Genomic DNA, 13813 nt, shown 5'->3' with positions numbered 1-13813 from the left:
CACCGACCACATGGCCGGAGTGCTGGACGAGCCGGACCCCGGGCCGCTCCCCCAGCTGCCCGCCGCGCTGGTCCGCTGCTCGGTGGCGGGCGAGGTCCTGGTCTCCGGCGCGGCCCGGGCGGACCTGGCCCGGCTGGAGGCGGTCTGCCGAGCGGCCGAACTCCGGCTGGGGACGGGGGAAGGGGACCTGGTGGTCGGGGCGGGCCCGGAGCACGCACGCGGGCGCGCCCTGCGGCGGACGCTGGCACGGCAGCACACCGCGACAGCCACACACGTGCCCTGGAGCCCCGATCCCGAACGCCACCCGCAAGCCCACCACTGGTGGTCCGTCCTGGTCCGGCGGCTCGGGGTCGACGCGGAGGTGGCGGTGTCACGCCTGGATACGGACGGCGGCGGAGCTGTGTTCCGGGCGCGGTTCCGGGAGCGCGCATCCGGCCTGCTCTCCACGGCCGTCGAGGCGTCGGCGGACGATGCCGTCGCCTTCGCCGCGCTCTCCGCCGTGGTCAGGGTCCAGTCGGCCACCGACGCCCCACACGCCCGGCACCTGGTCACACCCACCGGCGCGTCGGCCCCGCTCGCCCGCCCCGAAGCGACGGCCCCCTGGGAGGACACCGGGTGGACGACGGCCTGGCTGGCGGAGGCGGCCCGCCGGGAACCGGAGCTCCAGGAAGCCCTGACCGTACTGACCGGCTGGTCCCCGCACCCCTGGGAGCCGTCGGCCGACGCGCACGCCGACGTACACGCGCTCCGATCGGCGCTGCGGCAGTGCGGCTTCTCCGTCCTGTCCGCACGCCCCGAAGCCCTCTCCGCGGAAGGATCACCGTGACCACCGCCACCGACCCGCTCCGCCAAGCCCTCGCCGCGGAGACATCCGGCCCCGTCCTCGATGCCGCGGACGCCCTGCGTCTCACCGAGGGCAGCGCCGTCGTGGTCCTGGACTCCTGGACGCCGGGGACGGCGGAGGAGCTGTCCCGGCACGCGCTGCGCCATCCGGTGACGCTCGTGCCCGTGCGGGGCGACGGGGCGCTGACGGTGGTCGGGCCCGTGCTGCGGCCCGGTGCGCGGGGGTGTCTGTCGTGCACCGAGTACCGGCGGTTGGCGACGATCGGCGGCCGGGTGCCGTGGCACAGCCCCGCGCTGCGGCTGGCGGGCCGGCCCTCCCCGGCGTTCGTCGACGCCGTCGCTGTACTGGCCGCGTCGCTCATGACCGGAGGCGAACCGGCCATCCATGTCGTCCACAGCGGCCGGGCCACCTGGTCGACCCACCGCTTCGAGCCCGTGGGCGGGTGCGTGGTCTGCCTGCCGCTGCCGCCCGACGGCCCGGAGGTCGCCGAGGCCGCCTTCGGCCCCGCCGCGCGCCGCGTACCGAGGCCGCCCGGCGACCCGGTGTCGCTGCGCGAGCCCAACGCACGTACGGGCCTGGCGGGTCTGCGGGAGGTGCTGTTCGACGAGCGGTTCGGGCCGGTCCACCAGATCCTGCGTACCGAGGAGTCCGTGCACAGCCTGACCAGCGCGTATGTGACGTACGGCCGTCATACGCGCGACGGCGGGTACGGGCGGAGCATCGACTTCGAGAGCAGCGAGCGCGTCGCCCTGTTCGAGGGGGCGGAGCGCCTGGCGTCGATGAGCCCCACCGGTCACCGGACGGTCCTGCGCGCCCCGTACACCGAGCTCGGCCCGGAACGGGCGGTGGACCCGGTGCGGCTCGGGCTGCCCGACCCCGTCCACCACGGCCATCCCGCGTCCGCGACCGTGCCGTACACACCGGAGCTGGAGCTGGACTGGGTGCACGGCTGGTCCCTGACCCGGGAGCGTACGACGGCGGTGCCCGAGCACGTGGCGTACTGGGACCCGAGCCCGGGCCGGCCCCGGGTGGTGTACGAGTGCTCCAACGGCTGCGGGCTGGGCAACAGCCCGGCGGAGGCGGCGTTGTACGGGCTGTTCGAGGTCGCCGAGCGGGACGCGTTCCTGATGGCCTGGTACGCGCGCACCCCGCTGCGCCGGATCGCCGTACCGGCCGACGACCTGGAGGCGGCGCACCTCGTGGACCGTGCGGCGCTCGCCGGATACCGGGTGGCGCTGTTCGACGCGACGAACGACTTCCAGGTGCCCGCCGTCATCGTGGTCGCGCTGCACCGGGGTGAACCGGCGACGGCTCCGGCCGCGTTCGTCGCCGCCGGGAGCCATCACCATCCGCGTACCGCGATCCGCTCCGCGCTCGCCGAGGTGGTGACCAATGTGGTCAACGCCGTCCACCGGCACCGGGCCGAACCGGAGATGTTCGACCGGCGGCGGCTGCTCCCGATGCTGGAACAGCCCGAGCTGGTGCGGACGTTGGCCGACCATGTGGCCGTCAACACCCTTCCCGAGGCCCGCTCCCGGTTGGACTTCCTCGACCCGGACGGCCCGGAGACGGACTGGCGCGATCTCTGGCCCGGGGCAGCAGGGCCCGTACCGGATGTCGCCGCCCTGCTGGAGCGGACCGTGGCCCGGCTGGCCGGTCTCGGCCTGGAGGTCGTCGCCGTACCGCTGAGCGAGTCCGTCGTCCGCGACCGGCTCGGGCTGCACACGGTGAAGGTCGTGGTGCCGGGCTCACTGCCGATGACGTTCGGACATGTCAACCGGCGCACGCTCGGGCTCGACCGGCTGCTGGACGTGCCGTTCCGGCTGGGACGCGTGGCGCACAGGCCCCGTCATGACGAACTCGCTCTGCATCCGCACCCGTTCCCGTGAGCCGTCCCCTGCGCTTGTCCATGCGTCCACCGACCAGAACACCGGAACAGGAAGCCATCCCGTGACGAATGGATCCCCTGACACCTGGCTCAGCCTCCACTGTTTCCTGCGCTCCGCCCCCGAGGACGTCGACGCGTTCCTCACCGAGGACGTGGCGCCGCTCCTCGACGGGCTCGGCTCCGGCGGCTGGTTCTTCATCCGGTACGACGAGGGCGGCCACCATCTGCGCCTGCGGGTGCGCGGCGCGTCCGAGGCGCGGGCCGCGTCCCTGCCGAAGGCTCTCGCGCGTCTGGCCGAGCGGGTGCCCGTCGCCGACTCCGGACACGGGCAGGACGTACACGGACAGGACGTACACGCGCAGGCGGAACACGCCGAGGTCCGCAGGGAGCCGTACGTTCCCGAGACCGCGCGCTACGGAGGGCCCGCGGCCCTGCCGGTGGCTGAGGAGGTGTTCCAGCGTTCCAGTCGGGTGGCGGTGCGGGCCGTACGGGACGCTCCGCGTGGCAGTGCGCGGCTCGCTCTGGCCGTCGATCTCGCGCACGCCACCGCCCTCGCCTGCGGCATGGACCGGTTGGCGGCGGCGCGGTGGCTGCGGCTGCACGCCGCGAGCTGGCGGTGGGCCGAGGATGTGCCGCTGCTCGGCCCTCAGCACGTCCACGCGCGGGTCAACAGCGTCTACGCGCTCCAGCGCGACGCGCTCGCGAGCCGGGCGCGGGACCTGCGGCAGGCGCTGGAGGACGGTACGGCCACCGGTGCGGCGGCCGACTGGCACGACAGCGTCCGCGCCGCCGACCGGGCGCTGCGCGCCGTCTCCCCGGCGGTGGGCCGCCCGTACGTCTGGGCGTCCCAGCTGCACATGCTGTTCAACCGGATGGGCCTGGCGCCGGACGAGGAGCGGGCGGTCTGCCGGCTGGCCGCGCGCACGCTCCTGGACCGGGGCGGGCCGGCCTCGTACTTCCCGGACGGCCACACCGCGCCCGACCGGCAGTACCTGGAGCGGAGCAAGTTCCACCTCGGCCGGGAGCAGGACTCGGCGCCACGTGACGTACCGGTCCGGGAACCCGGCCTCCGAAGCGGCACCGAACTCCCGCTCCCCGCAGGCCCGTTCCCGGAGGTGTCGCTGCACGCGGTGATGAACAGCCGGGTCTCCCGGCGGGGTTCGCTCACCGGACCGCTGGACGCGGCCTCGCTCGGCACGCTGCTGTGGGGCGCGCACGCGTCCGGGCACGAGTCGGTCCTCCGGTTCGCCGACGGCGGTGAACGGGTCCTGCGCCACCGGCCGTATCCGAGCGCCGGCGCTCTCTACACCGCCGGTCTCCGGCTGATCGCACTGGACGTCGAAGGGCTGGCGCCGGGCACCTACCAGTGCGTGCCGGAACGCCGCTCGCTGCGGTACGTCGGCCCGGCACCGGCCATGGACGACATCAGGTCGCTGTCCTCGTACCTCTCGCGCGCCGCCGACGATCCCGACGCCATCGTCCCGGACGCGCTGCCGGTGGTGCTCGGCCTCTACGTCGACCTGGGCCGGCTCCGGGAGCGTTACGGTCTCCGTGCTCTGCGCCTGGGCCTCCTGGAGGCGGGCCACCTGGCGCAGTCGCTCCTGCTCACCGCCACCGCGCTGGGCCTGGGCACCACACCGCTCGGCGGGTTCCGGGACGACCTGGCGCACGAGGTCTTCGGGCTCGACGACCTGGACCAGCCGCTCCAGTACGTCCTGCCGGTCGGCCGCCACCCGGCGGTGTCCGCGCCATAGAGCCCGGGCCGCTCAGGCGAACGCGCCGAGGGCCACCTTCGCGGCTCCGGCGATCAGGGTGTCGTCGCGTTCGGCGTCCTTGGTGTCGCGGCGGGAGAGGACGGCGATCGCGATCGGGGCGGCGCGCGGGGGCCAGACGATGGCGATGTCGTTACGGGTCCCGTAGCCGCCGGTGCCGGTCTTGTCGCCGACCACCCAGCCGCGCGGCGTGCCCGCGCGGATGGTGTGGTCGCCTGTGGTGTTGCGCTTGAGCCAGTCGGCGAGCACGGCCCGCTTCTCGGCCGGGAGCGCGGAGCCGAGGACGTACGCACGCAGGTCCGTGGCCAGGGCACGGGGTGTGCTGGTGTCACGGAGGTCGCCGGGGGTGGCGTCGCTGAGGGCGATCTCGTAGCGGTCGCAGCGGGTGACGCGGTCGCCGATTCCGCGCAGGGCGTCCTGGAGGCCCCGGGGACCGCCCAGTTCGCGGAAGAGGAGGTTGGCGGCGGCGTTGTCGCTGTAACGGATGGTGGCGTCGCACAGTTCCCGCAGGGTCATGCCGGTGGCGACATGCTTCTCGGTGATCGGCGAGTTGGGGATGATCTCCTCCTGGCCGTAGCGCACCAGGCGTTCCATCTGCGGCAGGCTCTTCCTGGCCAGGACCGCACCGGCGATCAGGGCCTTGCAGGTGGAGGCGTAGGCGAACCGCTCGTCGGGGCGGTGGGTGACGGTCCGGCCGTCTCCGGTGTCGATCGCGTACACGCCCAGCCGGGCGTCGAACTTCCGCTCCAGTTCGGTGAAGGCGCGGTCGGTACGAGGAGTGGCCGAGGCCGACGGGGAGGGTCCGGGGCCGGAACGGCTCGGCCCGCTCCTTCCGTCGGTGGTGGTGTCCGGTCCGGCTGTCGAACAGCCGGTGAGCGGGAGCAGGGCGGCGCCGGTCAGTGCGGCGAGCGCGGAGCGGCGGGAGACATGGGCGGACCTACGGGAGGGCACGGCGGTGAACCTCTCTCTCGGCGGTGTTCGTTCGTGGGGCGCGGGCTTGTTCGCCCGGTCGCGGCCGGGCCGCGTCGTCGGCCTCTGCGGAGTCAAACCCGCCGCCGGTCCGCATGTCGAATACGATCTCGGCATCGGAGTGATTCATCTGCCATATCGCCGCATGCCAGGGAGGCGGAGTGCTGACGGAACGGCATCTGGAAATCTTCGTCGCCTTGGCGGAGGAGGAGCATTTCGGTGCCGCCGCCCAGCGGGTCGGGATCACCCAGCCGCCGCTCTCCCAGGGGCTGCGCCGACTGGAGGCCCTGCTCGGTGTCCGGCTGTTCGAGCGGGAGCGCGGGGTGTTCCTCACCGAGGAGGGCGCGCTGTTGCTGCCGCACGCCCGGCGGGCCCTGGCCGCGCTGGCGGAGCTTCGTGAGACCGGCGCCCGTGAGCACGCGGACGGCCGCCGACTGCGGCTGGGGCTGGCACCCGAGGTGCCGGCGCCGCTCGCCGCCGATGTGGCGGCCGCGCCGGTCCGGGCCGGTGACCGGGCCCGTATCAGCACGGTGACGGCTCCCACCGCGACCCTGCTCTCCGATGTCGCTTCCGGCCGCCTCGACCTCGCCGTGGTCCGTCATCCCGCCGTGCTGCACGGCCTGGCCGCCGGACAGGTGATCCTGCTGCCGACCTGGATCCTCGCCCCGGCCCACCCGTCGGCCACGGCACCCCGGCGGCTGCCGGTCGCGGTACGCCCCCGGGGCGAGGCACCCGCCGCCCATGACCTGTTCGTCGACACACTGGCGAGCCGGGGCCGCCGGGTGGAGACGGTGGTGGTCACCGACGAGCGGGCCGGGCTGGCGCTGGTGGCGGCGGGCCAGGCCGTCCTGGTCACGGCGGACGAGGCGCTGACGGCCTCCCGGGTCGAACGGCGGCCCGCGACCGACCCTCCGCTCCCTCTGCGGCTGCGGGTCGTCTGGAACCCCCGGCGTTCCGGCTCCGGGGATCCGGCCGCGACGGCCCGGCTGCTGGAGGACGTCCTCGCCGCCCGTAAGGCGGCCCGGTGAACGGGCCTCGGCGCGGCGGCGGGGTGGAGCGGACCATCCGCTCCCTGTTCGACGACGCCGGTGTCCGGGGCTGGCTGCACGTGGCGCAGCTGGACCGCCCGTCGGCCCGCGTGGTCGTCGACCCGGACGAGCAGGTGCCGATGGGCTCCGTCTACAAGGTGCCGCTGATGACCGCCTTCTGCCGGCTGGCCGACGCCGGGCGGGTCGACCCGCGCCACCGGCTCACCCTGGAGGCCGCCGACCGGGTGCCCGGCCCGACGGGCCTGTCCATCCTGCGCGACCCGGTCACGATGTCGCTGCGCGACCTGGTGGTGCAGATGATGAGCGTCTCCGACAACACGGCGGCCCACGCCGTGCTGCGTACGGTCGGTGCCGAGACCGTCGACCGGGTGTGCGCGGATCTCGGTCTGCCGCACACCCGGATCCACGGCGGGGTCGTCGGTACGTTCGACCGGCTGCTCGCCGACACGGGGGCCGGGTCGCTGGACGCCGCCATGGCGCGGGTCGCGGACAACGACACCGTCGTACCGCCGGACGTCTACGACCCCGCGTACAAGGCGTCCTCCACACCGGCCGAGATCGCCCGGCTGCTCCGGGCGATCTGGACGGACGAGGCCGCGTCCCCGGAGAGCTGCTCCTTCATGCGCGCGGCGATGCGCACGCAGCCGTGGACCCACCGGCTCGGCTCAGGGTTCCCGTACGACGACGTGACCGTCTACGGCAAGACCGGCACGTTCGGCTCGATGCGCCACGAGGCGGGGGTGGTGGAGCTCGGGGACGGCAGCGTCTACACGGCCGTGGTCTTCACCCAGGCCGCCCGCGCCGACAAGAAGCTGCCACGCGCGGACGCCGTGATCGGCGCGGTGGCCAGGGTCGCGGTGGAGGAACTCCGTACGAACCAGGATGTCTGAGCTGCCTCCGGGCGCGCGGTGCGGCAGCCTGGGCTCAGGACATCCCGTTCTATGGAGGAGAAGTCGTGGCTCTGACCCGTGACGAGCGTGAACAGTTCCTGGCCGAACCGCATATCGCCGCGCTGGCCGTGGAGTCGGCCGAGGAGGGGCGCGCGCCGCTCACCGTGCCGATCTGGTACCAGTACGAACCCGGCGGCGACGTCTGGATCATGACGGGGCGTGACTCCCGCAAGGCCCGGCTCATCGCTGAGGCGGGCCGGTTCTCCCTGATGGTCGACCGGGTGGAGCCGACCATCCGCTACGTGTCCGTCGAGGGCCCCGTCGTCGCGACGCTCCCCGCCACTCGTGAGCAGCTGGTGGAGATCTCGTCGCGCTATCTGCCGGCGGAGAAGGTCGAGGCTTACGTCGACTTCTCCTGGAAGGAGCACGGTGAGCAGGTGGTGATCCGCCTGCGGCCGCAGCGGTGGCTGAGTTCGGACCTCGGCGCGTCCTGAGCCACGGGCCGCCGGCCCCGGAACGGAGAGCAGGGCCCACCCCCGAGGGGGTGGGCCCTGCTCTCACCTCTGGAGGATCAACGGCCCTGGAGGTACTGGGCGTAGAAGTAGCCGTGCTCCGCCGCGACGTGCTCCCGGCTCTCCGTGGCGTGGGTGATGCCGTACGGGCCGCCGAGGTTGGTGTACTCGGCGTGACCGCGGTGCGCCTCGACGGCCCCGTAGCCGGCACCGGTCTTTCCGCCCTCCCAGCCATCGGCCACGGCGGGCGTGGCCGCCACGAGGCCGGCCACGGCGACGGTCGCAAGAGTGACGGCGATACGACGAAGCATGGGTGCTCCTTCTCAGCAACTGCGTAACGGATGGTGCGGAGCCCTAACCATTACGCGGGAGGTGCGGGTCGAGCGGGCGGACACGCACATGCCGGAGGCAATACACCTGGACGGCCGCACTCCCCCTCCCGGCACCGCGCGGGCCTCCTCGCCACACAAAGAATCCCCGGTCCGCAATTGCGTGCCAGGGATTTTTTCGCGTATATTTGATTCTTCTGTGTTCATGCAGAAAGGCCTCAGGCGGAGGCCTTATAAGAAGAACCATATCCGGCAGGGAGCCGTTTTGTCAAACCGGGAAGCCGTCGAATTGCGGGAAGAGCAGGAATTCGTCGACCGTGTCCACGCGCGCGTCGACGAGCTGCGCGGGGTCACGGCCCGGCACGTCGAGGAGGCGCTGACGCCGGTGGGAACCGGGCTGCAGGCGCGGCTGGAGCGGGATGTGCTCGTCGCGGAGCGGTCGGGTCTGCTCGCCGCGCTGAACGCGGTGGACGGTTCGCTCTGTTTCGGGCGCATCGATCTTTCCGACGGTGGGGCGCACCATATCGGGCGCATCGGGATCCGTGAGGACGACGCCGAGCACACGCCTCTTCTGATCGACTGGCGGGCACCGGTCGCGCGGCCTTTCTATCTCGCCACCGGACATGTTCCGATGGGGCTGCGGCGGCGCCGGCACATCACCTCCGAGGGGCGTACGGTCACCGAGCTCCACGACGAGATCCTGGACCTCGGGGACGAGGACCGGACGGGTTTCGAGGACCGCAACGGCGACGCCGTCCTGCTGTCCGCGCTGAATTCCGCCCGTACCGGCCGTATGGGTGACATCGTCCGGACCATCCAGGCGGAGCAGGACCGCATCATCCGCGCCCCGCACCGCGGTGTCCTCGTCGTCGAGGGCGGGCCCGGCACCGGAAAGACGGCGGTCGCGCTGCACCGGGCCGCCTTCCTGCTGTACGAGCACCGCGAGGTGCTGGCCAAGCGCGCGGTGCTCATCGTGGGCCCCAACCCGGCCTTCCTGCGGTACATCGCGGAGGTGCTGCCCGCGCTCGGCGAGACCGGCGTCCTGCTCGCCACGCAGGCCGAGCTCTTCCCGGGCGTCCACGCCACCGGCACCGACACACCTCGGGCGGCTGCCGTCAAGGGCGGTGCGCCGATGGCGGAGGCGCTCGCCCTCGCCGTACGCGACCGGCAGCAACTGCCGGAGCCCGGTGCGCCGTTGGTCATCCCGCACGACGACGGTGACCTCGTCCTGGACTGGGAGATCGCGTACGAGGCCCGGCAGGCGGCCCGGGACACGCTGCTGCCGCACAATCTGGCGCGCCCGCACTTCGCGTTCCGGATCATCGACGCGCTCACCGAGCAGCTCACCGAGCGGATCGGCGCCGATCCGTACGGCGGGCCGAACTTCCTCGGGCCGGACGACATCGCGCAGCTCGGCAAGGCCGTCGCGATGAGCCCGGAGGTGCACGAGGCCATCGAGTCGCTGTGGCCCGTGCTCACTCCGGAGGAGTTCCTCGCCGGATATCTGGCCGAGCCCGTGTACGTACCGGAGGCGGACGCCGATGTGCTGCGGCGGGCGGCCGGTGGCGGCGAGTGGACCCCGGCCGATGTCCCGCTGCTCGACGAGGCGGCCGAGCTGCTCGGGGCCGACGACAGTGGGGCGCGGGCCGCCGCCGAGGCCGAGCGCCAGGAGAGGATCGCCTACGCGCAGGGGCTGTTGGAGCTGTCGCGCGGTTCGGAGACGTACGAGTTCGAGGACGAGGAGTCCGAGGTCCTCGCCGCCCACGACATCATCGACGCCGAGCGCATGGCGGAGCGGCACGAGGAGATCGACCACCGCAGCGCGGCCGAGCGGGCCGCCGCCGACCGGACCTGGGCGTTCGGGCACATCATCGTGGACGAGGCGCAGGAGCTGTCGCCGATGGCGTGGCGGCTGCTGATGCGGCGCTCCCCGACGCGTTCGCTGACCCTGGTCGGCGATCCGGCGCAGACGTCCGAGGAGGCGGGTGTCGGCTCATGGGAGAAGATCCTCCAGCCGTACGTCGGTGACCGCTTCGAGCATGTGACGCTCGGGGTCAACTACCGTACGCCCGCCGAGATCATGGAGCTGGCGGCCCGCGTCGTACGGGAGCGGAACCCGTCCTTCGTGGCGCCCGGTTCGGTGCGGTCCACCGGTGAGGAGCCGTGGGTGCGGGAGTCCGGTGCGGATCTGGCGGGCACGGTGGCGAAGGCGGTCGACGAGCTGACGCCCGAGGAGGGCCGCCTCGCGGTGATCGCTCCGCGCGCGCTGCACGAGGAGATCGCCGCCCCGCTGGAGGAGGTCACCGCAGGCGCCGAACCCGACCTCACCCGGCCGGTGGTGCTGCTCGATCCACGGCAGGCAAAGGGGCTGGAGTTCGACCATGTGCTGGTCGTGGAGCCCGGCCGGTACGGGACGAGCGACCTGTACGTGGCGCTGACCCGGGCCACCCAGCGGCTCGGCATCATCCACCGGGAGGCGCTGCCCCCGGCGCTGCGCTGATCCCGGCCGTCACCTTCCCCCCGCCCGTCACGCCCCTCGGTCCGCACCGAGGGGCGTTTTCGTTGCCCCGGCGCATACCACCCCACCACCTGACTGCTTGATAATGCTCGAAACACGGGCCTAATATGCAGCTTCGAGCATCACGCGTGGGATGGGGAGATTCAGATGACGCATGTGGCACGGGAACTGGCCAGTCAGCCCGAGTGCTGGCAGCGGGCGGCGGGGGTGGCCGAAGGGCTCGCGGGACAGCTCCCGGCGGCCGGTGAGCGCATCGCCGTCGTCGGCTGCGGCACCTCGTACTTCATGGCCCAGGCGTACGCGGCGCTCCGCGAAGGCAGTGGCCAGGGCGAGACCGACGCCTTCGCCGCGTCGGAGTTCCCCGCCGGCCGCCGCTACGACCGGATCGTGGCGCTGAGCCGCTCCGGCACCACGACCGAGGTGCTCGGCCTCCTCACGCGGGCCCGGGGCACCACGCGACGGACCGTGATCATCGGTGATGCCGACTCACCGATGCCGGCGTCGGCCGACGACACGGTGGTGCTCGGCTTCGCCGACGAGAAGTCCGTCGTCCAGACCCGGTTCGCGACCTCCGCGCTGACCTTGCTCCGCACCCATCTCGGCCTGCACACCGACGCGGTGGTGGAGGACGCGCAGGTCGCGCTCTCCGAGCCGCTGCCGGCCGGTCTGGTGGAGTGCTCCCAGTTCACCTTCCTCGGGCGGGGCTGGAGCGTGGGGCTCGCCAACGAGGGCGCGCTGAAGATGCGGGAGGCGGCGCTGGCTTGGAGCGAGGCGTATCCGGCGATGGAGTACCGGCACGGCCCGATCAGCATCTCCACCCGTTCCACCGCGACCTGGATGCTCGGTGACGCACCGGCCGGGCTGTCCGACGAGGTCCACGCGACCGGGGCCCGGTGGGTGGCGGGCGGGCTCGACCCCCTGGCGGAGCTGGTCCGGGTGCAGCGGCTCGCGCTGGCGATCGCTCAGGCCCGCGGCCTCGATCCGGACCGGCCGCGCCACCTGACGCGCTCGGTCATCCTCAGCACGGCCTGACGGCCCCTCACCCCGGAGTTGCCATGCCCATCGCCGCCACCGGCGAGCTGATCGCCGACGCCGCAGCCCGGCACGGTGCGGTCGCCGCGTTCAACGTCATCACCCTGGAGCACGCGGAAGCGATCGTGGAGGGAGCGGAGGCCGTACGGGCGCCGGTGATCCTCCAGATCAGCGAGAACGCGGTCAAGTACCACGGCGGCCGCCTCCGTCCGCTGGCCCGCGCCGCGCACGAGTGCGCCCGGGCGGCCTCCGTACCGGTCGCACTCCATCTCGACCACGTCCACTCCCCCGAGCTGCTGCACCAGGCGGCGGAGTGCGGGTTCGGCTCGGCGATGTTCGACGCCGCCCGGCTGCCGTACGCGGAGAACGTGACGGCCACCCGCGCCGCCGTCGTCTGGGCGCACACGAACGGTCTCTGGCTGGAGGCCGAGCTCGGTCAGGTCGGCGGCAAGAACGGCGCGGCGCCGCTGGACGCCCATGCGCCCGGTGCCCGTACGGACCCGGAGGAGGCGCTCGCCTTCGTCGCCGCCACCGGGGTCGACGCCCTGGCCGTGGCGGTCGGCACCTCCCACGCCATGACCTCGCGCGACGCCCGCATCGACCACGACCTGCTGGCGCGGCTCCGTGAAGCCGTGCCGGTGCCGCTGGTGCTGCACGGTTCGTCCGGCGCCTCCGACGACGAGCTGGCGCGGGCCGTCGCCGGAGGGATCGCCAAGGTCAACATCGGGACCGCGCTGAACATCGCGATGACCGGCGCGATACGGGAACGCCTCGCGCAGGACGAACGGGGCGTCGACCCCCGCGCCTACCTCGCGCTGGGCCGGGACGCGATGGCGCGGACGGTGAGCCGGCTGATCGCCGTGCTGCCCGCGCCTGCCGTGGATGCCGTCTAGCGGTACCGCCTCCGGGCGGGGCCCCTGCCGATGGGCCTTCGCCCGACGCGCGTTCCCCTGGCAGAGTTATTGGTCTATACCTTGACTGGATCATGCCAATTCGCTTGAGTGTGTTCACACCCCCATCACGGACACGCCCGGACTCTGCACATCCCCGGTCCGGGCGGCCCGTTGCGCGTATTGGAGTGATCGAGTGCTCAGACATCGCCTCGCGAGAACGCTCATGGCTCTGCTCCTCGCCACAGGTCTTGCCGTGGCCTTCGCCCCGGCCACCTCCGCCGCCCCCGCCAAGGCCGCCGCCGGCCCGTGCGACACGGCGCCCAACTGGCAGGCGGGCGCCTGGTACACGGCAGGAACCGTCGTCCGCTTCAACGGCAGCTACTACATCGCCGAGCACGACAACCCGGGCTACGACCCGACGATCAGCACCTGGTACTGGGACCCCTACAACTGCGGCGGCGGTGGCAACCCGCCCACCACCGGCTTCCCGGTCAGCCAGGCCCAGTTCAACCAGATGTTCCCGAACCGCAATTCCTTCTACACCTACAGCGGCCTGGTGTCCGCGCTGAGCTCCTACCCGGCGTTCGCCAACACGGGCAGCACCGAGGTCAAGCGCCGTGAGGCGGCGGCCTTCCTGGCCAACGTCAGCCACGAGACCGGCGGCCTCGTCCACATCGTGGAGCAGAACACCGCCAACTACCCCCACTACTGCGACTGGAGCCGCCCCTACGGCTGCCCGGCCGGCCAGGCCGCCTACTACGGCAAGGGCCCCATCCAGCTCAGCTGGAACTTCAACTACAAGGCCGCCGGTGACGCGCTCGGCATCGACCTGCTGAACAACCCCTGGCTTGTCCAGAACAACGCCTCCGTCTCCTGGAAGACCGCCCTCTGGTACTGGAACACCCAGAACGGGCCGGGGTGGATGACCGCGCACAACGCGATCGTCAACAACCAGGGCTTCGGCCACACGATCCGCGCCATCAACGGCAGCATCGAGTGCAACGGCGGGAACCCCGCCCAGGTGCAGAGCCGTATCGCGAAGTTCCAGCAGTTCACCCAGATCCTGGGCACCACACCAGGTTCCAACCTGAGCTGCTGATCCCCCTCCGAGCGGCGG

General features: G+C 72.7%; 12 protein-coding genes. 10 read left to right on the top strand and 2 right to left on the bottom strand.

What is annotated here, in order from left to right:
* Positions 1-10 precede the first annotated feature (10 nt).
* The 3 genes from ACQP09_RS33440 to ACQP09_RS33430 all read left to right on the top strand — a co-directional run bounded on the left by ACQP09_RS33440 (position 11) and on the right by ACQP09_RS33430 (position 4486).
* Positions 11-826, top strand: a complete 816-nt coding sequence (locus tag ACQP09_RS33440; RefSeq protein ID WP_433406416.1) for a hypothetical protein — start codon at positions 11-13, stop codon at positions 824-826.
* Positions 823-2733, top strand: a complete 1911-nt coding sequence (locus tag ACQP09_RS33435; protein ID WP_433406415.1) for a TOMM precursor leader peptide-binding protein — start codon at positions 823-825, stop codon at positions 2731-2733. Before ACQP09_RS33440 ends, ACQP09_RS33435 begins: the two co-directional genes overlap by 4 nt.
* Positions 2734-2794: 61 nt before the next feature.
* Positions 2795-4486 (top strand): thiopeptide-type bacteriocin biosynthesis protein, encoded by a 1692-nt coding sequence (locus ACQP09_RS33430; RefSeq protein ID WP_433406414.1) that lies wholly within the window; start codon positions 2795-2797, stop codon positions 4484-4486.
* 12 nt (positions 4487-4498) lie between these two features.
* Here ACQP09_RS33430 and bla read toward each other — a convergent pair whose 3' ends face one another.
* Entirely contained in the window at positions 4499-5455 is a 957-nt protein-coding gene (gene bla, locus ACQP09_RS33425) for a class A beta-lactamase (protein WP_433406413.1), read from the bottom strand.
* Positions 5456-5634: 179 nt separating this feature from the next.
* Here bla and ACQP09_RS33420 point away from each other — a divergent pair, with 179 nt between their 5' ends.
* The 3 genes from ACQP09_RS33420 to ACQP09_RS33410 all read left to right on the top strand — a co-directional run bounded on the left by ACQP09_RS33420 (position 5635) and on the right by ACQP09_RS33410 (position 7906).
* Entirely contained in the window at positions 5635-6501 is an 867-nt protein-coding gene (locus tag ACQP09_RS33420; protein ID WP_433406411.1) for a LysR family transcriptional regulator, read from the top strand.
* The gene (locus tag ACQP09_RS33415) at positions 6498-7412 is read left to right on the top strand and encodes a serine hydrolase (protein WP_433406410.1); all 915 of its coding nucleotides are present in this window, start codon (positions 6498-6500) and stop codon (positions 7410-7412) included. The genes ACQP09_RS33420 and ACQP09_RS33415 overlap by 4 nt, the downstream gene beginning before the upstream one ends.
* Before the next feature lie 65 nt (positions 7413-7477).
* Positions 7478-7906, top strand: a complete 429-nt coding sequence (locus ACQP09_RS33410; RefSeq protein ID WP_433406408.1) for a pyridoxamine 5'-phosphate oxidase family protein — start codon at positions 7478-7480, stop codon at positions 7904-7906.
* 77 nt (positions 7907-7983) lie between these two features.
* Here the strand turns inward: ACQP09_RS33410 and ACQP09_RS33405 are convergent, their stop codons facing one another.
* Positions 7984-8235, bottom strand: a complete 252-nt coding sequence (locus ACQP09_RS33405; RefSeq protein WP_433406407.1) for a hypothetical protein — start codon at positions 8233-8235, stop codon at positions 7984-7986.
* 307 nt (positions 8236-8542) lie between these two features.
* Here ACQP09_RS33405 and ACQP09_RS33400 point away from each other — a divergent pair, with 307 nt between their 5' ends.
* The 4 genes from ACQP09_RS33400 to ACQP09_RS33385 all read left to right on the top strand — a co-directional run bounded on the left by ACQP09_RS33400 (position 8543) and on the right by ACQP09_RS33385 (position 13795).
* A complete protein-coding gene (locus ACQP09_RS33400) occupies positions 8543-10753 on the top strand; it encodes a HelD family protein (RefSeq protein ID WP_433406847.1) in 2211 nt (736 codons plus the stop codon).
* A gap of 165 nt (positions 10754-10918) precedes the next feature.
* Positions 10919-11803, top strand: a complete 885-nt coding sequence (locus ACQP09_RS33395) for an SIS domain-containing protein (protein WP_433406406.1) — start codon at positions 10919-10921, stop codon at positions 11801-11803.
* A gap of 23 nt (positions 11804-11826) precedes the next feature.
* The gene (locus ACQP09_RS33390; RefSeq protein ID WP_433406404.1) at positions 11827-12696 is read left to right on the top strand and encodes a class II fructose-bisphosphate aldolase; all 870 of its coding nucleotides are present in this window, start codon (positions 11827-11829) and stop codon (positions 12694-12696) included.
* 223 nt (positions 12697-12919) lie between these two features.
* Positions 12920-13795: a glycoside hydrolase family 19 protein gene (locus tag ACQP09_RS33385; protein WP_433406403.1), complete on the top strand. Its 876-nt coding sequence runs from the start codon at positions 12920-12922 to the stop codon at positions 13793-13795.
* The last annotated feature ends 18 nt before the right edge of the window (positions 13796-13813 follow it).

The sequence above is a fragment of the Streptomyces sp. CA-146814 genome, from assembly GCF_050942385.1.
Lineage (GTDB): Bacteria > Actinomycetota > Actinomycetes > Streptomycetales > Streptomycetaceae > Streptomyces.
The sequence above is the reverse complement of the archived record's forward strand: the minus strand, read 5'-3'. Positions and strand labels throughout refer to the sequence as shown.

Excerpts from the sequence above, each read along its gene's own strand:
- ACQP09_RS33440 (WP_433406416.1), top strand. The coding sequence starts at position 11 with ATGGCCGGAGTGCTGGACGAGCCGGACCCCGGGCCGCTCCCCCAGCTG.
- ACQP09_RS33405 (WP_433406407.1), bottom strand. The coding sequence starts at position 8,235 with ATGCTTCGTCGTATCGCCGTCACTCTTGCGACCGTCGCCGTGGCCGGC.
- ACQP09_RS33395 (WP_433406406.1), top strand. The coding sequence starts at position 10,919 with ATGACGCATGTGGCACGGGAACTGGCCAGTCAGCCCGAGTGCTGGCAG.
- ACQP09_RS33390 (WP_433406404.1), top strand. The coding sequence starts at position 11,827 with ATGCCCATCGCCGCCACCGGCGAGCTGATCGCCGACGCCGCAGCCCGG.
- ACQP09_RS33385 (WP_433406403.1), top strand. The coding sequence starts at position 12,920 with ATGGCTCTGCTCCTCGCCACAGGTCTTGCCGTGGCCTTCGCCCCGGCC.